The organism is Vibrio maritimus, from assembly GCF_021441885.1.
GTDB classification, from domain to species: domain Bacteria; phylum Pseudomonadota; class Gammaproteobacteria; order Enterobacterales; family Vibrionaceae; genus Vibrio; species Vibrio maritimus_B.
Map to the genome: position 1 here is coordinate 2,344,045 of NZ_CP090438.1, position 26,858 is coordinate 2,370,902.

Here is a 26,858-nt window from a genome sequence, read left to right on the forward strand (position 1 = left end):
CACCGATAACTAAAGCCCCATGCGCTCCACAAAAGACGCTTGGTGCGTTAGCCACCCTTCTCGCCCTTCCATCTCGATGTTTTTAATCGAATCTTTAGGAAGTGGTGTTTCTGCTACATTAAGCAGATCTATCATCGGCACGAATTCTATATTTTGTTGCTTAGCTCTGACAATCAATTCTTCAAACATATCAGCACAAACAATACCTTCCACCTCTGCATGGATGGTATACACATTTAGACCATCACGCTTGATGAGCTTAAGAATCGCGTCGTTGTAGTTACGATTATCGACACCATCTTGACCGACTAACTCATCGTAAGTTGGAAGTGTTACAGGAATTTGCGGAGCCATTCCCTCACCCGGAGAGAAGATATGATCGCCGCGGCAATCACTATTATATTTGAAAGGAAATGCGTCTTTTTCTACCAGTATTTGATCGGTACAACGCCAACCGGCTACCGCACTGCAAGGTAAGTCACGACCAGTAATATCCTTGAGCATTGAATAGCCTTTTGTGATTTCACTACGCAGCTGTTCGGCCGTCATAGTGTCCGTTTTCATCTGCCACTTATGATGATCCCAGGCATGAAGCCCGATTTCATGACCTGCCGTGTCGGTCGCCTCGATAATGTGGCGCAGTTTCTTACCGATCACTGGACCTGGCCAGATCGTTCCACGAATCAGGATATCGTAACCATATAAGCTGGCGGCTTTTGAGCGAAGCATCTTCTTCAAAAATGCAGGACGCAAAAGGCGCCAAATATGGCGCCCCATGTTATCAGGTCCAACAGTAAAGAAGAATGAAGCCTTCACTCCGTGCTTCTCGAAAATCTCGAGTAGCTTAGGTACACCTAACTTGGTACCTCGGAAAGTGTCTACATCGATACGAAGACCGACTTTAGTGACTTCATTCTGTTCCATTACTTCTCTTCTGCTACTGCACCTTTAAGGAAGAAATCTAGTGTCTCTTCGATGGTATCGTTCATGTGAACTTTTGGTTCCCAATCAAGCAGCTTCTTCGCGTTTGCGATGCTTGGTTTACGGTGTTGAACGTCTTGATAGCCGTCACCGTAGAACGCTTTACTCTCAACTAGGTTGTAGCCAGCGAATGGAGGGAACTGATCACGAAGTGGGTGGTTCTCAAACTTCTCTACCAGTGTCTCAGCAAGTTCTTTGATACTCGCTTCGTTTTCTGGCGCACCAATGTTGATGATTTGGCCGTCACACAGACCTTCTTTGTTTTCGATGATGCGGAATAGCGCTTCGATCGCTTCAGAGATGTCAGTAAAACAACGCTTCTGCTCACCACCGTCGATAAGCTTGATCGGCGTACCTTCAACTAGGTTTAGGATAAGCTGAGTGATCGCACGGCTCGAACCGATACGCGCAGAGTTTAGGCTGTCTAGACGTGGACCCATCCAGTTGAACGGACGGAATAGCGTAAACTTAAGACCGTCTTTCTTACCGTAAGCCCAGATCACGCGGTCTAGTAGTTGCTTAGATACTGAGTAGATCCAGCGCTGACGGTTAATTGGACCAACAATCAGTGGCGAGGTATCTTCATTGAACTCAGAGTCTGTAGACATGCCGTAAACTTCAGACGTTGACGGGAAGATAATGCGCTTGTTGTATTTCACACATGCACGAACGATCTTCAGGTTCTCTTCGAAGTCCAACTCAAATACGCGAAGTGGGTTACGCGTGTATTCGATAGGCGTTGCGATAGCCACTAGCGGAAGAATGATGTCACACTTCTTAACGTGGTATTCGATCCACTCGTTGTGGATAGTGATATCACCTTCAACGAAGTGGAAATCAGGGTGGCTTAGGTGCTCTTCGATTTGGTTTGAGTTCATGTCCATTGCATAAACTTCGTAACCACCGTCGTCTAGAAGACGCTTAGTTAGGTGAGTACCGATGAAGCCGTTAGCACCAAGGATAAGTACTTTTTGACGCTTCTTAGCGTTAATAAGTGCGCTTGCTTGAGGACCGAAACGCATGCCTTCAACAAGGTGAAGCTCTGCAGCTAGCTGCTCGCCACCTAGGTAAAGACCGTTTTCAGCCTCACCAGACTTAACGATCAATGAGCCTTGAGCACAAGCGATGGTTAGTGGAGATGTAGCAACGATAGTACCCGGAGTCACATCGTAAGTTTTATCACTCGCTTCCGCACCCCAGATAATAAGTTTGCGCTCACCTAGGAAAGTGAATGCACCTGGGAATGGTTCAGTCACAGCACGTACTAGGTTAAATACGGTGCGAGAATCATTTGACCACTTAATTTCACCGTCAGCTGGCGTGCGACGACCGAAGTAAGTCGCTTTGCTTTCGTCTTGAGCCGTTGCAGTGAACGAACCATCAACGATAGTTGGCAGCACTTTGCTTAGAAGATCGCTTGAAGCCGCGTTCATGCGCTTATGCAGTGTTTCTGCAGTATCTTCATCAGTGATAGCGATCTTTTCTTGACCAACGATATCTCCCGCATCCGCTTTCTGAACCATTTTGTGTAGCGTTACACCAGTCTCAGTTTCGCCGTTTACTAGTGCCCAGTTGATTGGAGCGCGACCGCGGTAAGTTGGAAGCAGAGAACCGTGAAGGTTAAAGCCACCTTTAGGTGCAATATCCAGCACTTCTTGGCTGATCATGTTGCGATAGTAGAATGAGAACAGAGCATCTGGCTTCATTGCGCGGATCTTGTCTACCCATAGTGGGTGGTTTACGTCTTCTGGAGCGTAAACTGGAATACCGTTTTTCGCTGCTAGCTTAGCTACAGATTCAAAAAACACATTCTCGTTGCTGTCATCAACATGGGTGAATACTGCTTCGATCTCAACACCTGCGTCTAGCAAGCTGCGAACACCAGTACAACCGATATTGTGGTAGGCAAACACTACTACTTTCATGGAATATTCCTCTGGATATAAATCTTATTCTTTATTCTTTGATTCATCAGTCTCACGTGCTTTTTGAGTGGCTTCACCCACCAAAACATCTTGCACGTAAAAACGCGGGCGGGCTCTAACGTCAGAGTAAATACGCCCTATGTACTCGCCTAGTAGTCCTAGACCTACAAACTGCGCGCCCACAAATACAAATAGGATGGCAAATAGAGTAAACAGACCGTCTCCTGCCCACTCAGAGCCGAATATAATGCGCATCAGCATTAGGATAATACCAAATGCGATACCTGCCGCTGCGATACCGCCACCGATGATGCTCAATAGACGCAACGGCGCCGTAGTCATACTGGTGATTAAGTCAAACATTAGGCTAATAAGCTTCATAAAGCTATATTTCGACTCGCCGTCCGCGCGCTCATCATGGTGAACGTCAATCTCAGTTGTGTGACGAGAAAAACCATTTGCCAAAACAGGGATAAACGTACTGCGCTCGTGACATTCAAGCATGGCGTCAACAACATGGCGACGATACGCTCGCAGCATACAGCCGTAGTCGTTCATCTCAACACCGGTAGAACGCTTAACTAGCTTATTGATAAGCTTTGAAGGATAGCGACGAAGCGCGCTATCTTGACGATTCTTACGCACGGTGCCGACTGAATCGAACCCTTCTTCAGCTTTAGCGACTAGATTCGGGATCTCTTCTGGTGGGTTTTGCAGATCCGCGTCTAAAGTGATAATGAGGTCACCACGAACTTGTTCGAAACCCGCCATAATCGCATTATGCTGACCATAGTTGCGGTTAAGGATAACGCCAACCACATGGCTACCTTCTTTCGATGATGCTTGTTCAATGATTTCTGCACTGCGGTCACGGCTACCGTCATCAACGAGAATAAGCTCATAGTCTTTACCTAGACTATCACCAGCTTTAGTCGTGCGGTCAATCAGTTCTTGCAGGCAGTTTTCTTCGTTGTATACCGGTATTACGATAGACACGAAGTTAATGGCTTCATTGTGTTTCATGGTTTATCCAATTATCTCTGACACGGCACTCACTACACGCTCTACGTCGTCCTGAGTCATATCAGGGAAGAGCGGCAACGAGCAAATTTGATTACTGTTACGTTCTGTATTCTGAAGGTTTGGGTTCATCGCCCCAAATAGTTCCGCATAGTTTTCGCGGTAATATTTTTGTGTGTGGCACGCTTTGAAATGGATACCGGCGCCGATGCCCTTCTCTTTCAAAGCAGCAATAAGGTCATCACGCGTTAGCCCCGCTACCGCAGGATCAACACGGACGATCATGAGATGCCAACAGTGTTTGTGGTCATGTGAAGCCAGACCTAGCGGCGTAACACCCTTGATCGACTCAAGTTTGCTACGATAAGAGAGCGCAATTTCTGTACGCTTTGCCGTGATCGCTTCAATACGATCCATTTGCCCAAGCGCCAAAACAGCACAAATATCAGGCATGTTGTATTTGAAACCAGGCTCGACAACTTCTGCTTGTGGCGCTCGACCTTGCGTTTCTCGGTCAAAAGCGTCAACACCCAAGCCATGAAACTTGAGACGGCGAACCTTGTCAGCCAATTCAGCATCATGTGTGGTTAGAATGCCACCTTCGGCTGTGGTTACGTTCTTGATAGCGTGAGTTGAGAACAAGCAAGTACCGCGCCCACCAATTGGCTTCCCTTTATACTCTGTCCCTAAAGCGTGGGCAGCGTCTTCAACAACCGGAATGCCATACTTCTCACCCAAGGCATAGATTGGATCAAGATCAAGGGCAGCTCCCGCGTAATGAACAGGAATAATCAGCTTAGTCTTGTCATTGATTAGGGGCTCAATCTTATCTGCGTCCGTCATCAAGGTATCGGCATCAACGTCAACAAATACTGGCTTCGCGCCAACCAAGGTGATCATGTTGACCGTCGACACCCATGTAAGTGACGGTGTAATTACCTCATCGCCAGGCCCAATACCCATAGCTAGCAAGACCAAATGCATACCCGCCGTCGCACTGCTGAGCGCGACACTATGTGGTGCACCTGTATGCTGGGAGATTTTGGTTTCTAGTTCTGCGTTTTTTGGTCCGGTGGTTATCCAACCTGAACGAAGCACATCGACTACAGACTGGATGTCTTGCTCGTCGACAGCAGGCCGACATAACGGAAGAAAGGACTGGCTCATTTTTTAAACTCACAGTTAGTTCGTGATGTTAAGCACGAAAAATTGACAATAAAGTTTACTAGGGCGTTCAACGAATTAAAAGGCTTGATATCTATTTCCCACACAAAACATAGACACTCTGTACACATTTACCGCAAACATTTCTTGGCTGAATTAATACTTACTCATTTTTAGTAAAAAAATAGTGCCAAATGGGCTCTTCGTCTAAAAATGTCAATTAACTCGACAAAAGAGTGGCTTTTTAGCAACAAAAAACATCGCAAATTACGCAACGTCAACTTTGTGTCAATTTCCCTAGCCCGCTCTACCGACCGCTAGCATGATGGCATAGCAAAGCATTCGACTATGTAACGGTTTGTCGTGAGTTCGTTTGTATCTATCTACTTCAGAGAGTAAACTCTCGCTCCTTTCTTGCCATAACTGACATACCAACAAAGGTAGCACCCGTGAAACTCAATGACAGCCCAGTAACAGAGCATCACTTTCAAGGTCATCACTTCTACCTAAAAAGGGACGATTTGCTCCACGGTCACTTTAACGGCAACAAAGCAAGAAAGTTTATGACTACTTTGCTTCAACCGTTAGAAGGCAAAACCAGGTTAATTGGCTGGGGTTCAGCTCAAGCCAACTCGCTTACTTCTCTTGCTGCACTTGCAAAAATTAAAGGGCTGCAACTGACATTTTATGTCGACCACAAACCGAGTTGGTTAGACGCGAAGCCCATGGGTAATTACCGAACAGCATTGGAGTTAGGTGCAGAGGTTATCTCATTGCAAGAGACCATGGGGCCTAACGCACCACATCCATCAGAGTTTGTCATTCAAAAGCATGGCGATAACCCAGATTGTTTGATAATCCCGGAAGGAGGCCACTTCGAGCAAGCAAAAGAGGGAGTCACTCAACTGGCCAATGAAATTTTATCTTGGTCTCGATTTGAGAAAGGGCGCAATATAAAGGTCGCGCTGCCTTCAGGCACTGGAACGACGGCACTTTATTTAAGTCAGGTTCTTAAGCCACAAGGCATAGAGGTACTGACCTGCCCTTGTGTTTCAGGTAAAGATTACTTGCTTAAACAGTATACGGCGCTTGGTGAAACCGAAGACCTACCTACTATTTTAGAGCTCGACACTAAGCATCACTTTGGCAAACTTTACAAACAAGATTATGAGATATGGCAAGCTTTGCAGGAAGAGACCCATATTGAATTTGACCTTCTCTATGACCCCATGATGTGGCGCTGTCTGCTACCTTGGTTGGAGACCAATCCAAATACCACAATTCTGTACGTCCATCAGGGCGGGCTCTTGGGAAATGAGACTATGTTGGCTCGTTACCGTCGCAAATACTGTGATCAGCAGATCGATTGGTAATAGCAACAAAAAAGGAAGCACGAGGCTTCCTTTGTAGTACTTGGGTACTATTGATCATTGATGCGAGGTGTATTGCTCAAGATATGACTCTGCTTTTGTTTTCGCTTCAGCAAGTTGACTTGCAGAAAGCTTCATCGCTAGGTCATCACGCAGTTTTTCCGCGGTAGTATAGCCGTTTGTAGAGGCAACTGACGCCCACGCATACGCTTCTACATTATCAAGCTCAACGCCCTCACCCAGAGAATATTTAAACGCTAGGTTTCTTTGACCATAAGCGTAACCGTTCTCGGCTGAGCGTCGGTACCATTTAACGGCTTCGTCATCATTTTTTTCGATACCGAGGCCTTTAGCGTACATAACTCCAAGACTATTTTGTGCGACATCAAAACCTTTCTCGGCCGCCAAACGATAGTACTCAACTGCTTTCTCGTTGCTCTTAGGAACGCCGCGCCCCCACTTGTACATACCAGCTAAGTAATATTGTGCTTTTACATGACCCTGTGCCGAAGCTTTTTCAAACCAAGCGGCAGCTTCTTTTGCGCTATAAGCAACACCATGACCGTTGTCATACATCATGCCAAGCTTGTACATCGCTGTTTCACTGCCTTTCTTAGCGGCTTTGTGATACCACTCGACAGCTTTCACGTCATCTTCTTCTAAGCCATTACCCGTAGCTAAACGATCTCCGAGCTCAATTTGAGCATAAATATCGCCACGCTTCGCTTCTGTAGTGACTTCCTTGTTGCTTCGCTTTGAATAATCCTGGACAAATGCAAAGCTCGTTGCACTAAAACACAGACCACATAGTGAAACCGCCAACAGTGTTTTCCGCATCATCTTTTCCCATCCTTAAAGAATTCGTCAAATTCTGCCATATGATGATTAATGTTCTCAGCAAAATATGAATAATTGTCGATACTCTGACAAAGAATTTCGTTCAAGTCACAAAAACATTAGTATTTGCGTACATTATAGCCAATAAGTAGCACGTTATTTTGTAAAGCAACAGTGGCTAGAAACCAATGTTTACTTACTGTAATCGTTTGCAAATACTTCTCGTTTTAGAGTGTGTTATTTTGTAGACTTGCAGTATCGTACTGAGAATTAATCAAGCATCTAGAATTGGAGATATTATGGCGTCTAAATGGGCAAAACGATTCATTCAAATGGCAGAATTGGTCGGCTCATGGAGTAAGGATCCATCAACACAAGTTGGTGCCGTCATTACCAAGCAAAATCGTATCGTGTCGGTGGGCTTCAACGGCTATCCACACGGTATCTCTGATAGCGCAGAAGTGGATGAGAGAGAAACTAAATATCTGAAAACGCTGCATGCTGAAGAAAATGCTATTTTGTTCGCAAAGCGAGACCTCGACGGCTGTGAAATCTGGGTCACACACTTTCCATGCCCAAACTGCGCAGCGAAAATCATTCAAACTGGTATTTCAGTTGTCCATTGCCCAGCTCAAACCGAAGATTTTTTATCTCGTTGGGGTGAAAAAATTTCCCTTAGCCAAGATATGTTTGATCAGGCGGGAGTAGAAGTAGACTGGCTTCCAATAGAAAACTAATGTTGTGTAGCGTGTGCAACACGATGCTTTACCAAAAGTTTATTTTTAACTGACTTATGAACTAATCCAAATTTCCTGCCGTAAGTCTCTTTGCGAATAACATGAGCATAGAGGCTTACCATGAATATTATTAAAACATCAGTTATCGCAGCCGCAGCAATTACCATCGTCGGCTGTGGCAGCGACTCCGACTCTACACCCACCACGCAAGTTCGCGTGACACATGCCAGTCCCGACGCACCTTTAGTTAACGTAAAAGCCAACGGTGCGATATTAAGTGGTCTCAGCAACGTGGACTATCAACAAGGCAGCGGGCTGATCACGGTCGACAGTGGTACTTATGATCTAGCAGTTGACGCTATCGGTGCAGACGATAGCACGGCGGAAGTGCTGTCTGCTCCGGGCACAAACCTAGCTCCAGACATGCAATACGACATCTTTGCGGTGAATAATACCGCGTCCCTACAAGCTGTCGTTCTCTCAAGGAGCGGCATCAAACCCGATTCAAACTCAGTCCGCATTGATGTGCTTCATGCGCATCCTTCAGTAGGCGCGGTTGATATACACCTAACGACAGACGCAAGCATCAGCGCAGGCTCAGTAGCAGTAGCGGGACTGGCGTTTGCTATAGATTCTGCAGATTTGCCAGTTACCGTTCCAGCTGATACATACCGAATCAGAATCACTCCAGCGGGCCAAAGCACTGACGCTGATGTTGTATTCGACAGCGGAGACCTAGACCTAGCAGGTGGATCTGATCTCATGGTCACAGCTGTGCCAAACGTAGTCACAAGTGGAACAGGCGAATCGCCAGTCGACCTACTAGTCGCCGACGGCAACTCAGTTGCGGTAGTGAGAGACGCAGATGGTAAAGCTGTTGTGAGAGCGGGTCACGCTATTCAAGATGCTCCTGCGGTAGACATCGTTGCCAACGGTGCGACTGTTACTGGATTAACTAATCTTACGTATGAAAATGTAGCGAGTGTTGAGCTGGCACCAGGCACCGTGGACGCTGGTGTTACTGTAGCGGGAACAACTACGCCCGAAGTTATCTCAGTACCAGGTGCGACATTTAGCGCGGGAAGCGAAACGACGATTTTTGCCGTGGGCCGATTGGATGACTCATCACAAGAGGCTCTAGTCATCGAAGACGACCTTCGCGGCGTCGCGACCTACGCCAAACTACGTGTAGTGCACGCTAACCCAACCGCGGCTGCAGCTACCGTAGACATTCATGCGGTAGCCGACGGCGGTGCCTTCTCGGCAAATACCGTAGTACTTAGCGGTGTTTCTTTTAAAGACACAGCAGTACTCAAAGTACCAGCGGGCACTTACGACTTAGCCGTTGCCGAAGCAGGAACGACCAACATTTTGCTACAAAACACTAATGTTCCGGCGGTTGCCAATGGTAACGTGGTAACTGCATTTGCCACTGAAGACTCTATTGCATTGAACATCGATAAATAGAGCCTAGCCATTTAGAAAACTGGTCGTGGATAAGTCTGCGACCTTTTTGTTTTAAAACTTCTTTTCAATCAGACTTTGCTCATCTACAATCCGCCAACCTATAATTGTGATGTATATCACCAACCCTTTGGAAAGCGCATCCTTATGACATTCAATGCCAAAACACCGTTTAAAGTAATTTCTTTGGCAACATTATTTTTCTCTAGCTTTGCAGCAGCTATAGAACTTCCTTTATTTAAAAAAGAAGCGGAAGAGCGTGGTTATACATTGCCAGAAGCAGTGGGACTCAGCCTTGGGTATATGAATGTCTCTCAAGGGATTAATGTGAATTCGATAGCGTTATCTGGTTTGCCAAGCATCGTTAAGAACCTCAACATCAAGACTGAAGGTGGTTACCAAGAGAGTGAAGTCTTAACGCTTAAAGCGGATGTTTGGGTCCTGCCGTTTTTAAACTTTTACGCTATCGGCGGTAAGCTGAACGGCTATTCCGAAACAACCATCAAATCCGTCAGTGGAACACTGGATTTCGGCATTTTCGAGCGCGACATCGAGATTGATAACATCAATGCTCCCTTCCGGTTAGATCTAGATGGCTACACCTATGGTGCAGGAACGGTTATTGCTGGTGGATATGAGAGCTTCTTCGCACTGGTTGATGCGAGCTATACAAAGACTAGCCTTACGGTAATTGACGGTGAGATTGACTCTATCGTCGTGTCTCCAAGAATTGGTTGGGATTTTTCTCGAAATACAGATTGGCCGCTTCGCGCATGGGTCGGAGCTCAGTACCAGAATATCGAACAAACACTGAGTGGTAATGTTAAAGACCTACCGCTTGGTTCGTTGGGCGACCTCGCTCTGCTCGATGATGCGAGATTTACCGTAAATCAGAGCTTAGCAAACAACTGGAATAGTCTAGTGGGTGCACAATACGAATTCACACCAAACTGGGTATTGATAAGTGAGCTAGGTTTCGGACAAAGAAAGAGCTTCTTTATTACTCTCGATGCCCGATTCTAAACACTAACTAATGATTCAAGCCCATCACTCGATGGGCTTTTTCTTAGTCACTTCTAGCAATAATGGCAATAGTACTAGGCTGAAAACCAATATACTGCTCAATGCAATCGTAAGGACCAAACCTATAGAGTGCATGCCTTGATGCTCCGCAACAATCAGCGCACCAAAGGTCGCTAGCGTCGTCAAGCAACTTACCAGTGAGGCTTTTGGCGTCGAGGTATTAAAGAATGCGTCTAAAGTTCTTACCGAGCGGAATCGCTTAACAATATGAATGCCATTGTCCACCCCTAAACCAAAGATCAGGGGGATCACGATAATGTTAGCCATGTTCATTGAAAGATTGAGCCAGTGCATCAAGCCAAGCGTTGTCAATGAAGCCAGCCCTAACGGAATAAAGATAAGAATGACATCTCGCTTCTTATCGACGGTCCAAATCAAAATAAGTGCAATAGCAAATACCGACATCATGATTGCCGCTTGAAATGCACCCGTGATAATTCCGCCAACTTCTTGTTCTGCCACGGCTCTACCTGTGGCGTTAGGTGCTATTTGCTTACTCTCTTCAATAAAGGTTTCTAGCGCTTTCACATTGGTCATGTCTTCTTTAGGTGAAATGACGACCAACCATTCTCCTCGCTCACTGATATAGCGCTCGCGGAGTTCAACAGGCAAAGAATCTATAGTGACTTGATCCTGATGAGTTAAAGCAGTCAAACTCTTTGAAAGATCCCCAAATAGGTTTGACGTGGTTATAGTTGGATCAATTGTGGTTGAAAGTTGAGAGCTTCCACTCCAATTGTTCTCTTTCGCTTGCTGCAAAAACTGCTCGTAGCTCATTGGAGCAACGGTAACTGGCTCATTGAAAATGGCTTGGATTTGCGCCGTTCTCTTTTCGAACTCATTCGGCATAAAATCACTCGCGATAACCACAGAAGCGATAGACGGTTGCATCGCCAAACGCGCTTTCCACTCTTGAGCTTGTTTTTGGTCTTTTGCAATGGCGAATAATTGATAGCTTGAGCCTAGGCCCTCTTGTTGAAGTTGATTCAGCGCCAATACAGATTCTGAGTTAGGGTTTTTCAACACCAAGGTCGAGAAATCAAACTTAAACTGAGTCGCGCCGTACCCCATCACCAAAGTAAGTGCGACGACAAGAGTAAAAATCAGGCTTTTGAATCTAATGAGCTGGGAGCCAAACCAAGCAAACCTATGTGTATCGGTTTGATGACGAACCGTAGGGTAACCAAACAAAGTAAAGAAAAGTGGAATAACAACGAAAGTCGCAATAAGCCCTAAGATCATTCCAAGCGCTGAAACTATCCCCAGTTCGCCCAACCCTGTGTAAGCGGTAGGATAAAAGCTAAGGAAACCCAGAGCAGAAGATAGTGCGCATAAAGAAAGAGGACGAATCGAGTGCGCTATTGCGTGGCGCATTCCGACTTCATTGCTTTCACCTTTGACTCTAAGCTCTTGAATATGAAGACACAGATGAATAGAAAAATCGACTGCAAGACCGATAAACATGACCATAAACACGATGGAGATCGTATTGTAATGACCTATCACCGCGAGACCTGCGGCAAAAGTCCACGCTAAGCCAACAAGCACCGTCAAATAACAAGCAATGATGACTCGCAGAGAACGAATACCAATCGCGAGAATAAGGATAAGTCCTAACAGAGATGCCGTGCCAGCCACCGCGATGCTGTTATTGGCATCTGCAATTTCATCGAAGTCGAGTGCTGCCTGCCCCGTCACCTTTACGTTAATACTGGCTGGCAAATCAGCTTGTTTTATGCTGGAAGCGATCGCATTCATGATAGCGCGATTCGGTTCTGTTGCCGTAGAGTCCGCATCCGCTACTAAGGTAATGGCATAAGCGGACGGCAAGGTCACATCTTCTTGGAAAAAACTCAGCCAATCGACACTACTATCCTCTGTCGCTGTTAATAGCGGATTTAGATTTGGACTTTCGCTTTCTGCTAACAAGGCAAAGTACAGCTCTAAACTGTTTGCTTGCGCAGCAACAGCAGCCGGTCGTACGGACTCTTCGAGAGACGCCTTAATCTGCTCGAACTCTTTATGAGACAAAAACCCGAGCGCATGCTCTTCAAACCAAGGCAATATTTGTGGTGCAAAGACATGATGAACCAAGGACTGATCGTTTAGTGCGTTAGCAATGTCAGAAACAGAAGATTTAAGGACAGCTGGATCGGCGCCGGTGACCAGCAACGTCACGTTACCGGAATCAGGGAAGGTTTGATTGAGATGGTCGAGTTCATTAACCCAGGTTCCCTGCTGCTCAACGAGTGACGAAAGATCAGCATTCATTTTAAAATGCTGCTGTCCGTACCAAACAGAGATTGCGGTTAGTGCTGAGACCAGAAGTAGAACAAATTTAGGAAAGCGCTGGATAAGTGAGAATAGTCGTTCCACAGAAATTAAAATAACAACGAGACAATAGGATAATCATAACCTACTTATTCGAGATAGATAGTTAGTTTCCTGTCATTTCAAATATAAAAAGGGGCTGATAGCCCCTAAGTGATGATGATAGATAAGAGTCAATGATTACTCTTGATCGATCATCCATTTGCGAAATTCTTTACGCTCGGCTTTAGATGCCTTTAAGTACCAAGCTTTAAGCTGCTCCACGTTGTTTTGGCTAGCAACAGCTTCTGGTGCTTTTTTACTGGTTACTTCGGCTTTTGGCGCTTCAACTTTTGGCGTCTCAGAAACCACGGCGGTTGTTGCTACTGCAGCCGTGGTTGTCGCTACGGAGTTAGCCTGAACGACTTCCCCGCCAGAGAAAGTGATGCCACGCTGCTCATTATGCTTAGCCACTAACTCTCCAACGTTGGAATAAGGAAGGAATCCATCACGACCTTGTAATTTCTCTTGAGTGTATTGGAGTGTATTGCCGTCTTGGGTGATACGCCACTCTGGGGAACCAGTGCGGAACGCTGCCTCTGCCTCTTGCTTACTGCGCGCAACAGGGTGGTTTACCTTCACTTCGTCGCCAGTAACATTAATATCAATCACGTACGGTGCAGAAGTGTAAACCGTTTGACTACTGCCTCGTCCAACTTTCTTATCCATTCTCAGAACAACTTGGTTTTTGCCTTCTTGAATGGTGTTCGCCGACGTTTTGCTCTCAGCTTCTTGACCATTAATGTAAAGTAAAGAAACTCCTTTCATTGGAACGAGAGTCGCGGCGCTCGCAGACAATGTGAAACCAACTGTTAATAATGCAGCTACGATAGACCTCTTCACTACGGTCACTCCTTTATTATATTTTTTGATGTTTCCCCTTCTTGGGAGCAACATCATGCCATATCAGGGCGGTTACCCAAACATTTACATTAAGAAAATGAAGACTCTATCAAGCAAATACCAGCGCATTAACAGAGTTTTGGTGCAACAAAAAAGCCACCCGTAGGTGGCTTTAGCAATATCTTAATCTAACTTAGATTAGAACTCAGACTTCATACCGATTGCGAAACCAAGTTGAGAGTTGTCTGCGTCTGTACCACCAAGCTCAGCATATACTGTAGTAGAAGGAGCGATGCCGTAGCCAGCGTTTAGGTAGTAAGTGTTCTCAGCTTCTTGGTCGTCACCGTCTAGACGAGTGTAACCAACTGCGAATTTCCAAGCGTCAAGAGAGTAAGTTGCGTCTAGAGCGATTGCATCGCCTTTAACGTCTGTACCTGGGTTAACAATGTCGCCTTTAACATTGTAGTAACCAGCTGCTAGGCCGATGTTTTCGAAACCGTTGTAGCGTGCTTCTAGAGCGTATAGGTTCTCGTCAGCTTCAACAGTACCAGTGTCACGCTTAAGTTTACCTAGGAAACCTGTAAAGTCGAAGTCAGCAACACGGAAACCTGCTTTACCATCGAACCAGTAGCCATCTTCACCGATAACTGCTGTAGAGTCGTTCTTGTCTTGTGCTAGAGCTGCAGAAACGTACCAAGTACCTTTGTCTACGTCGTAACGAATTGCTTCGTCAAGACCAAACTTAGAACCGTTTTGGAAGAAGCCAGCTGTACCGAATTGGTAGTCGTTACCGATACCAGCGTCATCAAGAACTGTGTCTAGACGACCAATTTTTAGAGAGCCAGCCATTGCGCTGTAGAAACCTACGTATACGTTACCAGCTTCAGCTGCACCAGCGTTGTCGCCAGAGAATTCCCAGTAACCACCAACTTGTAGGTCGTCGTTTACTGCGTAACGTACGTCGAAACCAAAGTCAGCGTCTTGGATTTCTTGTTGAGTTGAAGCGTTTTCTGCAGTATCACGCAGGTAAACAACTTCTACGTCACCTGTTAGGTTAACAGTTGCGCGGTCTTGGTTATAAATTTCGATTGCTTGTGCAGAACCAGCCGAAGCTAGGACCGCTAGAGCTACTAGAGTCTTTTTCATGATAATCCACTGCCTTTTCTTAGATGGGAATTCCTTTTCGGTTCCCTTTTTTAATATATGTGACGTCTAAATCTTCCAGAAGAACGACAACCTTTTGTCCTTTGGTTGACTTAGCGTCTTTAAATCTCGGAACCAAGAATGCAAAAGTTCTCAGTAGTTGTCAAACACTCTAAATAAAAATAACAAAAGAATATAAATTAAATAAAAACAACAACTTAAAAAACTCTCAGTGACAAAGCGCAAGTTTTTTGAACACCTTTCGATTGCAACTTACACACCGTTTTTGGTGCACCTACTTATATAAGACTCCAAAAACTGCGACCAATAACACTATTTATCAGAACAATAATCTAGCAACATATATTTTTTGGAGTTTTATATTTTTTAGACACCAAAAAATATAGCCCCTTATGAAAGTTCACTCGATTTTTGTGATTTTGATCTAAATACCAGCTGTAAGTTTGAGACTACTTGCCCATATTTTTCGCCGCTCGAAGTGTGGTACACTCCCCGCTCGTCTACATAGGGCCTATCATGCTGACCAGTAAAATCCAAAAATCCATTCGCCAAAGCTATCAAAACCTGCAAACTCAATTAGATAACTTCGTTCCTAGGCGAGCTCAGAACTATCTAGTTTCAGAAATCGCTAAAACACTCTGTGGTCAATATCACAAGTCCACACGCATGATCGTTGCTGAGGCAGGAACTGGGATCGGTAAAAGCCTTTCGTATTTAATGGCAACCATTCCTGTCGCGGTCCAAAACAACCGCAAAGTCGTCATTTCTACTGCGACGGTGGCACTTCAGGAGCAGTTGCTTAATAAAGATCTACCGCTGTTCAGACGGATTACCGATCAAAACTTCTCTTTTATCATTGCTAAAGGTCGCCAACGTTATTGCTGTGCCGAAAAACTTGCCGTGGCTTGTGGTGCTGACGGCGGTCAAATGGCGATGTTTGAAACCAAACCCAAAGCATCTGACATTGCTCAGCTACAACTTATGTATGAAAAACTGGCGCAAGGTAAATGGGATGGTGACAGAGATTCATGGCCTAAACCTATCGATGATGCCATCTGGCAAACCATTGTTAGCGAAAAACACAGTTGTAATAACAGTCTTCCAGCACACCGCGGCTGTCCGTTTTCTAAAGCACGCTCAGAGCTCGATAAAAATGATGTGATTATTGCTAACCATAGTTTAGTGATGGCAGATGCTGACTTAGGCGGCGGGGTGATTCTTCCAGAGCCCGAAAACACCATCTTTATATTCGATGAAGCGCATCACCTTCCGCATGTTGCGAGAGATCACGCTTCTGCATCCGCAACTCTCAAAGGTGCAGGCAGTTGGTTAGAGCGACTTAATCAGTCGGCTAGCAAGTTTTCAGGAATGGCGGATGAGAAGCGGGTCAGCCGCTTTCGCAATGAGCTGCAAGATGCGATACAGCAGTTAATACCGCTTTTAGGCGAAGTAAACACCTATTGCGGCGGACTTCCATTTGAAGAAGATAGCTGTCGATTCGAGAACGGCGAGCTTCCTAGTTGGTTAGAAGAGCAAGCAAAAGTGCTCAAGCAATACTCGCAAAAAGGCGCTCAAGCGTCGGCGAAAATCGCGGATCTAATATCAGAGAGACTAAAAGATGGAGAGATAGGTGCCAAACTTGCAGAACCCGCTTTGGCAGAGCTCGGCTTTTATATCCAACGATTTGATAATCTTGCTGCCGTATGGCGCTTGATGGCCGAGCCACAAAAAGAGAAAGGCGCACCGCTTGCGCGTTGGATTGAGAAAAGTAAAGAGCGTGAAGGCGACCACCTCGTGAGCGTGGCGCCACTTGAGGTCGGTTGGCAATTAGATCAGCAGCTTTGGTCTCGCTGTGTGGGGGCTGTCCTGGTGTCTGCGACCATGCGTGCTCTCAACTCTTTCTCTTTCTTCTGTCATCAGGCTGGAATCAGCCAAAAGGACGACGACGGTGTTCAGTTCCTGGCGCTAGCTTCCCCGTTTAACTATGCGGAACAGGCTGAGCTTATCGTCCCGAAAATGAAGAATGAACCACAAGCTCCTCAGTTTACCGAGGAGCTTGTGGACAAAATCCCAAGCATTATCGAAGATGGTAAAAGTAACCTCATTCTTTTCTCGTCTTATTGGCAAATGAATAAAGTCGCCGATGAGTTACGAGCAAAATTTGCGCTTAAAGGCTGGCACTTGCAGATTCAAGGTGAAAAATCACGCTCAGAAATCCTAAATAAACATAAAACCCTCACTCAATGCGGAAAAACCAGCGTTCTTTTTGGGACAGGCAGTTTTTCTGAAGGGTTAGATCTGCCCGGTGAACTGCTAGAGAACTTAGTGATCACTAAGATACCTTTTGCTGTGCCTACGTCGCCGATCGAACAAGCCCATGCTGAGTATATAGAGAGTAAAGGTGGCAATGCTTTTCTCCAGATTACAGTTCCAGAAGCGAGCAAAAAACTGATACAATCGGCGGGCCGTTTGCTGAGGAAAGAAAGGGACTGTGGAACTCTCTATATTCTAGATAGGCGAATCGTCACTAAAAGGTATGGCAAATCTTTGCTTGATTCCCTACCCCCATTTAAAAGAAAAATAGAATACTAAGGGTCATTCGTCTCGATGGAATTTATCGAACCAAGTATGTTGGTTATTTTGGCTATCGTCGCCTTTGCTGCTGGCTTTATTGATGCCGTTGCTGGCGGTGGTGGTATGCTGACTGTGCCTGCCCTATTGTCATTGGGTCTTCCTCCACATATCGCATTAGGTACCAATAAGCTTGCTGCAACCTTCGCTTCATCGACTGCAGCGTTCACCTATTACCGTAAAAGACTCTTTAAGCCAGAATGTTGGCGTCGAGCTTTTGTCGCCACTCTGTTTGGTGCCACGCTTGGGACCGTCGTTGTTGACATGATCAGTACCGAGTGGCTTGAAAAAGTTCTTCCCCTCGTCATCTTAGCGGCGGCACTTTACACCGTGTTTCATCGCGCTCCTCAAGGCGAGAGCAGTAAGGTCAACGTCGGCTGCCCTAAGTTCAATCGTAAACAATACCTTCAGGGCTTGTCGCTAGGTTTCTATGATGGTGTTGCCGGTCCTGGTACCGGTGCGTTTTGGACCGTTAGCTCGATGGCTCTGTATCGCCTCAACATCTTGTTCGCCTCCGGCTTGTCAAAGGCGATGAACTTTACCAGCAACTTTACCTCGCTAGTGACGTTTGCGATTCTCGGTCATATCAACTGGGTACTTGGCCTGACCATGGGTGTATGTCTTATGGCCGGCGCTTATATAGGCGCGCACTCCGCAATACGATTTGGTGCTAAGTTTATAAGACCAATATTTGTGACAGTCGTGAGCATTCTCGCTATCAAGCTTGCTTACGATGCTTGGTTGTAAATCTGGCTGTTGTTATCGTTTGAATATAGAAACGGCCCGTAACACCAATGAGAAACCCGCTATCAATGAAGCTCAATCAACTCAAGTTAAGATTACAGACATTAAAAGAAGCGGCTAAGGCCTTTGATGCTTCTAGTCGGCAGACAAAAGTCAGACAATTTGATGAACACCTCTTTCAATCAAGCGGCTTTTTGACTCTGCCTTGCGTTATCGAAGCCGAATCACTACTCAATAAGATCGTCACTTTAAGTCAGAGTTCATGTAGTCAAAGCACATCAGAGGCTCTGGTCGAAAGGTTTTCATGTCAGCTCGAAGCGCTAGAAAGAGTTCTCGCGAAGGTGCCTAACCGTGAAGCAGATAGTATCGAGCAGCAATCATTGGCAGAATTGAAAGCATCGCTTGCTCAGCATAAAGTTTGGGAGCAAAAACTCTGTAAGCTGGTTCGCGACAAAGAACAGAACCAACACGACGAGCAATCACTTATCGAGACCGAACAAAGGCTGCAGCGCTGCCGCAGTGCAATGAACCAGATTCAATACAAGATCAATCAAAGGATGAAATTTATCTAATGTCGAATGAAACGGGCTTAGACAGTGCGCCAGAGGAAATCAAACTCGCTGTGGATCTGATCTTCTTACTAGAGAGCAACGAGATCGATCCAAAAGTGGCGTTAGAGGCACTTGAAATTGTCAAAGGTGATCTCTTAAGAAAAATTGAGAGCTAATTGTCCACAACTACCTTTCTCAACTTATCATTTTGCATCGCGTCCCCCCACTACACATAGCGTCATCCTCACGAAAGTGAGGATCTTCCAAAGCGTGTGACAAACTAAAAGCATGTGATTTGTAGCGTAATTGTATTACGCAGTGCGCTGTAAAAGATCCCCTTTTTCAAGGGGATGACGATGTTGTCGTCCGTCGTGTAGAAGAACAGATTGAAGTTCACGAGAAACTCAGCTTTAAGTGCTCAACAGCAACGCCTGCCAATTCACACCTCTACAATTGGAAAACGCTCGGTTGGCTCCACCAACTCGTTCTGCGCCGCTATGGTTTGTAGCTCCCACTCACCTCTTTGTTGAGTTTCCTTAAGTACGGAATAGCTAGCATTATTGGCATGCTCAAATGCTTGCTCTGGTGACCAGCCTTTTAGAAGACCTGCAGTAAATAGCGCCGAAATCAGATCCCCTACTCCAACTGGCTGCTTAGCAAACCTAAGATGAGGACGCTGCGCAATAAAGCATCCTGATTTTGTTGCCAGCATCATGGTAAATTTGTCATCAGAAACACTATGTAGATGTTTTACCAACACCATTTTCGGTCCACGTGACAAAGCCTTTTGGCAGGCCACTACTGCACTGTCTAAGTCTGTGATTTCCATATTGGTAAACTGAGCCAACTCGAATTGATTAGGTACAATCACATCCGCGCTTGGCATCACATCGTTGACCAAATATTCGGTCGTCCCCTGAGGGACGATACAGCCTTTCTCTGGGTCGCCCATAACAGGATCACACACATAAATCGCGTCAGGATTTTGAGCTTTGACTTGGCGCACCGCATCTAGAACGGCAAGACATTGATCCGCGCTTCCCTGATAACCCGACAGTAGCGCTTGGCAGTTTTTAAGCTGCTCGATATTGGCGATGCCTGAGATAAGCTCAGATATGTCATCTGCTGAAAAAGCCTTACCTTTCCAGCCTTGCTGATACTGTGTATGGTTCGAGAATTGAACTGTGTGAATAGGCCAAACCTCAAACCCCATTCGTTGCATTGGGAAAACGGCCGAACTGTTGCCTGCATGTCCGTATACGACATGAGACTGGATTGAGATGATACCTTTCATGAATGCTCCTCACAGCACGATAAGTTATTCTGATTACCCTTTAAATATGGGGTGGGTCTGACTCGCAGACAAGTTTCAGATTAAAAAGTAGTTGAGTACTACAGAATCAAAAAATCCGATATTGGAAACCAACATCGGATTTTGCTTAATGATTAAGAATTTGAGAACTAGACTGTTGCTTGTTCGACGAGCTGCTCAGCTTCTTCCAATCGCTTGTTTTCTCCAAAGCCACGCAAACCAACCACGTGTACATGTTCATGGTCTTTAAATACCTTACGCACAAGCTTATAGGTGGTGCCTTTTTCTGGGCTGATATTCTCAGGTGCCGCAATCAATAGCTGCATACCCTGGCGGTCACATAGCTCGAACAAGGTCGCGATCGACTTGGCATCCAGACGCGCAGCCTCATCGAGGAACAGTAGACGACATGGAAGAATGTCTTTGCTACGCAGACGGCGCGACTCTTCTTCCCAGCTCTGTACCACCATCAATAGAATTGACTGACCAGTACCGATCGCTTCACCTGTCGATAGCGCGCCAGATTCCGCTTGCAGCCAGCCATCAGAGCCACGATTTACTTCAACGCTTAGCTCTAGGTAGTTGCGGTAATCAAGCAGCTCTTCACCTAATACTTGTGGCGAGCGCTGACCCATATCGATATGCGGGTTGACGCGTTGGAATAACTTAGCCATCGCTTCCGAGAAGGTGTAACGCGAGGTCTCAAACAGATCTTTGTGATCACCGGTTAGCGCCACCAGCAACTGCTCATGGCTTTCACGGATCTTCACATTTAGACGAACGCCTTTAACCTGACCAAAGTGAATATTCGACAGACCTTGGTTAAGCATACGAATACGGTTTTGTTCGCGCTGAATCGTCTTCTTGATGATGCTCGACACCGACTCTGAGCTGATCGCGAGACGGTTTTCACGTTGAGTGAGCTCTTCTGTTAGGCGTGCGAGCTCCACTTCCATCTCTTCAATCGCTTCGACCGGATCGTCCGTACGAATGATGTCTTGACGAATACGCTCACGAAGGTGCTGGTAAACAGCAATGTAGAACAGTACCTTACGCTCTGGCTTCGAAGTATCTTCAGACTGACGCAGTGAGTCGCGAAGATCTTCGTTATCCGCCACAGCAAGACGCAATGCACCCAAAGATTTATCCGACATAGAGCGAAGTTCACCCGCGCTCATGTACGCTAGTTCGCGTTTATGAAGGCGACGTTCAACATCGTTCGCTTTCGCCAGACGAAGTACGCTACACCAGCCCGCTTTCGCAGCAACCACATAGGTGCGCAGCTCAATGTATTCTTTCTGAACCTTCTTAAGACGCTTAGCCAGACCTTTCATCTCAAGCTCTGTCGACGTCATCGTCTTCTCATACTCAGACTTGCGAGTGCGAGAGGTTTGCAGTGCTAGATGCAGCTCATCACGATGCTTCTCAGCACGCTCTAGCGCTGACTCATCAGGGACAATGCCGTACTCTTGAAGCTCGGCTTTGAACTCTTGGACGGTCTCTAACTTAGCTTGGTGCGAGCTCTTCAGTGACGCCAATACTTGGTTGTACTGGTTCGCCTGTTCTTGAACCTGCTTGAGTCCTTCACGAAGACGTGCGCGGGTTGCTTCCGCTTGCACCAGTTTCGCTTTTAGCTGCTCGCTCAATTCACTGCTTTGGTTAAGCATGTCCATTGAATCAGCATACGCAAAGTAAGGACGACGCTCAGCAAGATCCGCAACAGCAAAGATTTGTGCTTTTAGCGTTTGCAGGGCTTTGTCGGCATTTTGGTACTGACTCGTCAGCGCATCAAATTGCTCTGGATCGCTGTCTAGCACATTGACTACCGCAGCCAGTTTTTCTGCCGCCACGCCGTGCTGCTGAATGTAGCTCTTAGCACCGTTGAGATCTTCAATTTGAGCTTGAAGCTCTTGATGGCGCTCAGCTAGAGTCTCATCAAATAGTACGTTAGCGCTAATCGATAGACGATCCAGCAAAGTCACGCACTGCTTAGATGTCGACAACTGCGCACTCGCTTGTTGCTCACGCTGTTTGTTTTCATTGAGTTCACGCGCTACCTGGCTGCGAAGCTCGCGTAAACGCGCCAGCTCCACTTCAGGGTCGGCTTCAAACGCCAACTGCATGTGCTCTGCTGCGAACGCGTTGAACGCTTGGTACAGGCGCTGCAGTTTTTGTGCATCAAACGCCGCTTTCGCGTGTTTTTCTACGGTTTCTTCACGTTGTTCACGAAGTAGCTCTAAACGCTGTTCACGCGCTGCGCGACCAAACAGAGGGATCTTAGGGAAGCGAGAATAACGCAATTGACGTTCATTAAGCTGAACGCAGACCGCGCCATCAAGCTCATCGGCATCGAATGAGCTGTCATCAAAGGCATCGATGTCGCCTTCAATGATGTAAAGATCTTCTGGACAATCATCCAGCTCGACCAGCTTTTCTTTTATGCCGTCTAGGTTTGATACCACGATAGCATGACGTGCAGGACCATACATTGCACTAAAGTAAGGCGCATCCTCGATGGTGATATCGTCATAAATTTCAGACAGCAGAACGCCGCCAAGCGTATCGGCAAGACCTTTTAAGCGAGGGTCGTTTGAACCGCCAGGAGAAGCCAAACGCTCAATCTCTAGCTCGAGTTCTTCACGGCGTTTCGCCAGCGAGTCGCGTTCGAAAGAGGTCTTACGCTCATTATCGTTCGTCGCTTGCATTGAACTAATCACATCCGCGCGATCCACCAGCTCCATGCCACTTTGCTCACGAAGATCTTCAAGCGCATTAAAAGACTTGATCCACTTCGGCGCGTAGCTCTCTAGCTTACTGATCTCAGACACAAACTCTTGTTCGCGCTGCTTGATTTCGCCAGAGGCTTCACGAAGAGCTTCAAGCTGCTGCTCGCACTCAAGGACGCGTTCACGTTGGCTCTCCGCTTCCATTTCAAGATCCGCTTCGCTATCCACACAGATACCGGCGTCACTAAGCTCACTTGCCAATTTCTGCGCTTGCTGCTGACGCTCAATGTTTTTCTCGAGCTCACGATATTGAGCGCGGAGCTGAGATTCGTTTTTCAGTAGCTGACGATGCTCGTCCGCTTGTTTGATGGCCGCTTTCGCTACTTGGCTCGCTTCATTGCGCGCAACATCACCGGCAATCTGCTTGACCAACGACAACGCTTGTTCAAACTGCTGCGCCGCGGCCGATGACATATCAAGGCGGTGTTTCAGCTCAAGGAGTTCGGTTGTGCTTTGTGATTCTTGCGATTTTAGTTGGCTCAACATTTCTGCCGCGCCATCTTGATTCAATGATTCGTTTTCAAGCAAGTTACGCGCTTTCTCAAGGGCTTGTACCGCTTGTTGATATTGCAGTGCACGTGTTTGCTGAACATCCAGAGCTTGCTGGTAATCAGCCAACTGAGTCTTGAGGCTATCCACCTCTTCTTCCGCGAATGTCGCTTGCTCTTCAGCAGCAATCTTACGCTCACTCGCTTCTTCAACAACCATCATCTGCTCTTCAAGACGCTCGTTTAGCTCTTCAAGATCTTCTTGGTAGCGCTCAATCTTCTCTTGCTGACGCAGCGCGTTTTGTACCAATAACAAGTGGTCTTGCGCTGCTTGATGGTCTTGCTCTAGACCTGATTCATTCTCAACCAACAGCGTCAGTTCTTGCTGAACTTTGTTAAGCAGTTCGTTTTGCGCGATAAGTGTTTGACGAGAGCCAAACAGCTCGCCACGAAGCTTCATCGTAGTTTCAAGCTTGTTGCGGCGTTCGTTAGCATGACGCATGTAGTCGGCAGCCACGTAATTGGTAGACTCTGTGATCAGGTGTTTGAACAGATCACGGTCAGCTTGAGTCGTTTTGATGGCTTCTAGCGTTAAGCGGTTTTCACGCAGTGCAGATTCCATGTCTTGGAACGCTTTCTTCACGCCGCCGTTCTGTGGCAGAAGGTAGTCACGAAGTGAACGAGTAATCGCACTCGAGATACCACCGTAAAGCGACGCTTCAATCAGGCGATAGAACTTAGAGCGATCGCTGCTGTTACGCAGCTTCTTCGGCAACACGCCAAATTCGAACATCTGCGCATGATAATCAACGATCGAGTTGAAGGCTTTAAAATGGACACCTTCCATTGCGCTGACCGACTCTTTTACTTCATTGATTTGACGTACGCGAGCATGGTTATCCGATACGGCTTCGATCAAAATATCGGTTGGTTTTACGCTGCTTGGTAAGCCTTGAATAATAAATGGCTTGATGTCCACTTTCTTATCGCGACCCGCTACTTGTTGTAGCTTGACCACAAACAGAACGCGTTGGTTGCGTGAGTTCACTACATCTAGCGCAGAGTAACAGGTGCCTGGCTGAAGCTTACCGTACAAGCCTTTGTCGCGAGATGCTTGAGAGCTACCCGCTTCCGTAGTGTTTCTAAAGTGCAGCAGGCTTTGATCTGGAATCAGCGCCGTAATGAACGATGCCATTGTGGTAGATTTACCCGCACCATTACCACCAGAAAGCGTGGTGACGAGCGTGTCGATATCAAAAGTACGTGCAAAGAAGCCGTTCCAGTTGACCATCGTCATAGATTGATACTTACCTCTTTCAATCATGCGTCAGCCTCCTGTTGATTGTGCTCGGTGTCGTTGTCATTTGACTCAACTGAGTCGCTGCTTTCATCGCTTGGGATCAAGCTGCCTTGCGATGGCGCTTGTGTGTGAACTACGGCTTCACCATCACGGATGAGGCGAAGCTGCGCATCACGCATATCGTCACCCACGCGTACGTCAGCACCAAAGCGGAACACCGCTTCGCTGATGCGGAATTTGTCGGTATCACCGATGGAAATGGTCATCCCTAAACGACGCAAACGACGCAGCGAAGTACGTACTTTTTCAAACAGCTTCTCTTTGTCTAGATCAGAACCCGTTGCACGGTTTGTCACAAGACGCATCAGCTTCTTTTCGTCCGCAAGCGCGAGGATCTCTTCATAAAGCTCTTGGTTAGTAAAAATACCTTCATGCGCAAGACGCTCTGGGCTTAGGTATAGGAAACACAGCACCTTACCCACTAGCATATCGAGCTCTGACAGCACGCTGCGACCAATCAATGTCGTCGAGCGTGGACGCAGATAGAAAAAGCCTTCCGGCGCTTTCACCAACTCAGTGTTGTAGCGCTGATAGAAACTGGCCAGTTCAACCTCAAAATCACAAAGCAGTGCGTGATTATCGAGGTCTTCAGATGAAATGTGTCGACCCGCGCGCAGTGCACTATCCAATGCAGGAAACAGCGGGTTAGTAATCGCTTTTGCCAGTTTCTCTGGCATGTATTCGTCAATATTTGTCGATGACATTTGCTTGTACCTTTGCGCCAAAATCGTTGATTGCTTGCCAGTCTGGCTGAATAGCCGAATAATCGGACTGGGAGTAACCCAGTCTCACAGCTTGGTCCACAACGATTCTTGCGAGATCGAAATGATGAGTATGTGGGTGTGACGCGAGGTAATCGCGCAGCACCAAGCCAAGATCGATTGGAGCGCCTTGTTCTTTGTGTACTTTCAGCATGTCTCCAATGCGCTCAGCGAGCTCATCATTAACTTGTTCAAATTCTTCGTATTCCACTTCAAGTGGCACGGCACCGGTTACCTCATCGTTACGAAGCACTAGGGCTTCATCACGAAGGTCGGTGAGTTTCTCGGCATCGGCATAAGTGAGATACCAAGGAGAGTCAAAATAGTCTGTGACCGATTGGCGCAGCCTTTGGCTAAAGGCGCGGTTTTGGTCCATATCAATCGCAGTACGGATAAACTTGTGCACGTGGCGGTCGTAACCGATCCACAAATCAATCGCTTGTTGGCCCCAGCTAATGATGCGATCGAGTTTCATCTGTAAGCCAAACAGGGCTTCACCGACGAATTCGAGTTCATCATCGCCATAGACGATTTCTTGGATGTCTAAGATCTGGGTTTGCAGCTCATCGCCCGCTGCTTGCAAGGTATCTTGCAGCTCTCGAAGCGTTGCTGAGGTTTCAGAAAGCAGAGTCTCACAGTTGTTGATCGCATCGCGCCAATCTTTGTTAAGCAGCTCAGCGATCTGAAGTTTCACAGACTGTTGCTGCTCATCCATTACGCGCTGGTTAAGGTCAATCTGGTCGAAAATCTCACCAACGGAGTATTTCAACACGCCAAATACGTTCTTGCGCCAATGGACAACGGTCCCGCCTTCTTGCGCGGCCTCGATAGCTTTTGCCATCTCGCCTGCCACCATTGAAAGCTGGATAGAGAGTCGTAGTTTAGAGAATTCGCGATGTCTGACGTAGTAATCGGTGATACCGATGGCAAGAGGGCTGAGCCTGTAAATACTCGCCCCATCGTTGACTTCACTGGTAAAACGGCTCAATAGGCGCTGCTTGACCAGTTCATTGATCGCATTGTTCGCACGAAACGCGGTGGCTTCGCCCGTTTGCTCAAACTGCTCGGTGACGATCTTAAATGCATCATGCAACTCGCCCTCGCCCAGCTCTTCATCAAATCTTTCATTACTCAGCACCGCGATGGAGATGAGAAATGCCAACCGTTCAGTGGAAAGATTCAATGCAAAATCATGCTGTTTGACCCATCCGACTAACTCGTCTATCGGTCGGTCATCAGCATTTAGAGTGTTATCACTCATGGTCTT

Annotated in this window: 20 protein-coding genes; 8 read left to right on the forward strand and 12 right to left on the reverse strand. The window is 46.7% G+C overall.

The genetic code is table 11. The features are described from left to right. Window positions 1-9 precede the first annotated feature (9 nt). From arnD to LY387_RS10675, 4 genes are read right to left on the reverse strand one after another with little or no spacing between them, the layout of a single operon-like run. Complete coding sequence (gene arnD / locus LY387_RS10660; RefSeq protein ID WP_234494079.1) at window positions 10-924, reverse strand: 4-deoxy-4-formamido-L-arabinose-phosphoundecaprenol deformylase; 915 nt, start codon at window positions 922-924, stop codon at window positions 10-12. Then, on the reverse strand, window positions 924-2,906 hold the full coding sequence (gene arnA, locus LY387_RS10665) for a bifunctional UDP-4-amino-4-deoxy-L-arabinose formyltransferase/UDP-glucuronic acid oxidase ArnA (RefSeq protein ID WP_234494080.1): 1,983 nt from the start codon (window positions 2,904-2,906) through the stop codon (window positions 924-926). The genes arnD and arnA overlap by 1 nt, the downstream gene beginning before the upstream one ends. A gap of 24 nt (window positions 2,907-2,930) precedes the next feature. Beyond that, window positions 2,931-3,929: an undecaprenyl-phosphate 4-deoxy-4-formamido-L-arabinose transferase gene (arnC, locus tag LY387_RS10670; protein WP_234494081.1), complete on the reverse strand. Its 999-nt coding sequence runs from the start codon at window positions 3,927-3,929 to the stop codon at window positions 2,931-2,933. Between the two features lie 3 nt (window positions 3,930-3,932). After that, window positions 3,933-5,093: an aminotransferase class I/II-fold pyridoxal phosphate-dependent enzyme gene (locus LY387_RS10675; protein ID WP_234494082.1), complete on the reverse strand. Its 1,161-nt coding sequence runs from the start codon at window positions 5,091-5,093 to the stop codon at window positions 3,933-3,935. 446 nt (window positions 5,094-5,539) lie between these two features. Here LY387_RS10675 and LY387_RS10680 point away from each other — a divergent pair, with 446 nt between their 5' ends. Then, window positions 5,540-6,463, forward strand: coding sequence for a pyridoxal-phosphate dependent enzyme (locus tag LY387_RS10680; RefSeq protein WP_234494083.1), 924 nt, complete (start codon window positions 5,540-5,542; stop codon window positions 6,461-6,463). 54 nt (window positions 6,464-6,517) lie between these two features. Here LY387_RS10680 and LY387_RS10685 read toward each other — a convergent pair whose 3' ends face one another. Continuing rightward, on the reverse strand, window positions 6,518-7,300 hold the full coding sequence (locus LY387_RS10685) for a tetratricopeptide repeat protein (RefSeq protein WP_234494084.1): 783 nt from the start codon (window positions 7,298-7,300) through the stop codon (window positions 6,518-6,520). A 296-nt stretch (window positions 7,301-7,596) separates the two neighbouring features. Between LY387_RS10685 and LY387_RS10690 the strand changes: the two genes are divergently transcribed. From LY387_RS10690 to LY387_RS10700, 3 genes are all read left to right on the forward strand, one after another. Continuing rightward, a complete protein-coding gene (locus tag LY387_RS10690) occupies window positions 7,597-8,034 on the forward strand; it encodes a dCMP deaminase family protein (protein WP_234494085.1) in 438 nt (145 codons plus the stop codon). Between the two features lie 120 nt (window positions 8,035-8,154). After that, window positions 8,155-9,501 carry a DUF4397 domain-containing protein gene (locus LY387_RS10695; protein WP_234494086.1) on the forward strand — a complete coding sequence of 449 codons (1,347 nt, stop codon included), beginning with the start codon at window positions 8,155-8,157 and terminating at the stop codon, window positions 9,499-9,501. A 144-nt stretch (window positions 9,502-9,645) separates the two neighbouring features. Next, window positions 9,646-10,521: a TonB-dependent receptor gene (locus tag LY387_RS10700; RefSeq protein WP_234494087.1), complete on the forward strand. Its 876-nt coding sequence runs from the start codon at window positions 9,646-9,648 to the stop codon at window positions 10,519-10,521. Window positions 10,522-10,545: 24 nt separating this feature from the next. On the opposite strand, the gene LY387_RS10705 is transcribed toward LY387_RS10700, so the two are convergent. From LY387_RS10705 to LY387_RS10715, 3 genes are all read right to left on the reverse strand, one after another. Next, window positions 10,546-12,957: an efflux RND transporter permease subunit gene (locus LY387_RS10705; RefSeq protein WP_234494088.1), complete on the reverse strand. Its 2,412-nt coding sequence runs from the start codon at window positions 12,955-12,957 to the stop codon at window positions 10,546-10,548. Window positions 12,958-13,092: 135 nt separating this feature from the next. Beyond that, window positions 13,093-13,794 (reverse strand): DUF2057 family protein, encoded by a 702-nt coding sequence (locus LY387_RS10710; protein ID WP_234494089.1) that lies wholly within the window; start codon window positions 13,792-13,794, stop codon window positions 13,093-13,095. A 198-nt stretch (window positions 13,795-13,992) separates the two neighbouring features. Next, entirely contained in the window at window positions 13,993-14,940 is a 948-nt protein-coding gene (locus tag LY387_RS10715; protein ID WP_234494090.1) for a porin, read from the reverse strand. A gap of 534 nt (window positions 14,941-15,474) precedes the next feature. Here LY387_RS10715 and dinG point away from each other — a divergent pair. From dinG to rsmS, 4 genes are read left to right on the forward strand one after another with little or no spacing between them, the layout of a single operon-like run. Next, entirely contained in the window at window positions 15,475-17,550 is a 2,076-nt protein-coding gene (gene dinG, locus LY387_RS10720; protein ID WP_234494091.1) for an ATP-dependent DNA helicase DinG, read from the forward strand. Window positions 17,551-17,565: 15 nt separating this feature from the next. Next, entirely contained in the window at window positions 17,566-18,336 is a 771-nt protein-coding gene (locus tag LY387_RS10725) for a TSUP family transporter (protein WP_042474398.1), read from the forward strand. A 47-nt stretch (window positions 18,337-18,383) separates the two neighbouring features. After that, the gene (gene priC, locus LY387_RS10730; protein ID WP_234494092.1) at window positions 18,384-18,905 is read left to right on the forward strand and encodes a primosomal replication protein PriC; all 522 of its coding nucleotides are present in this window, start codon (window positions 18,384-18,386) and stop codon (window positions 18,903-18,905) included. Then, the gene (rsmS, locus tag LY387_RS10735; protein ID WP_128648515.1) at window positions 18,905-19,060 is read left to right on the forward strand and encodes a pleiotropic regulatory protein RsmS; all 156 of its coding nucleotides are present in this window, start codon (window positions 18,905-18,907) and stop codon (window positions 19,058-19,060) included. Before priC ends, rsmS begins: the two co-directional genes overlap by 1 nt. A gap of 263 nt (window positions 19,061-19,323) precedes the next feature. Here rsmS and pdxY read toward each other — a convergent pair whose 3' ends face one another. From pdxY to mukF, 4 genes are all read right to left on the reverse strand, one after another. Further along, window positions 19,324-20,178 (reverse strand): pyridoxal kinase PdxY, encoded by an 855-nt coding sequence (pdxY, locus tag LY387_RS10740; protein ID WP_234494093.1) that lies wholly within the window; start codon window positions 20,176-20,178, stop codon window positions 19,324-19,326. 167 nt (window positions 20,179-20,345) lie between these two features. Next, entirely contained in the window at window positions 20,346-24,794 is a 4,449-nt protein-coding gene (gene mukB / locus LY387_RS10745) for a chromosome partition protein MukB (protein ID WP_234494094.1), read from the reverse strand. Further along, window positions 24,791-25,534 carry a chromosome partition protein MukE gene (gene mukE, locus LY387_RS10750; RefSeq protein ID WP_234494095.1) on the reverse strand — a complete coding sequence of 248 codons (744 nt, stop codon included), beginning with the start codon at window positions 25,532-25,534 and terminating at the stop codon, window positions 24,791-24,793. Before mukE ends, mukB begins: the two co-directional genes overlap by 4 nt. Next, entirely contained in the window at window positions 25,515-26,852 is a 1,338-nt protein-coding gene (gene mukF, locus LY387_RS10755; protein ID WP_234494096.1) for a chromosome partition protein MukF, read from the reverse strand. Before mukF ends, mukE begins: the two co-directional genes overlap by 20 nt. Window positions 26,853-26,858 lie beyond the last annotated feature (6 nt).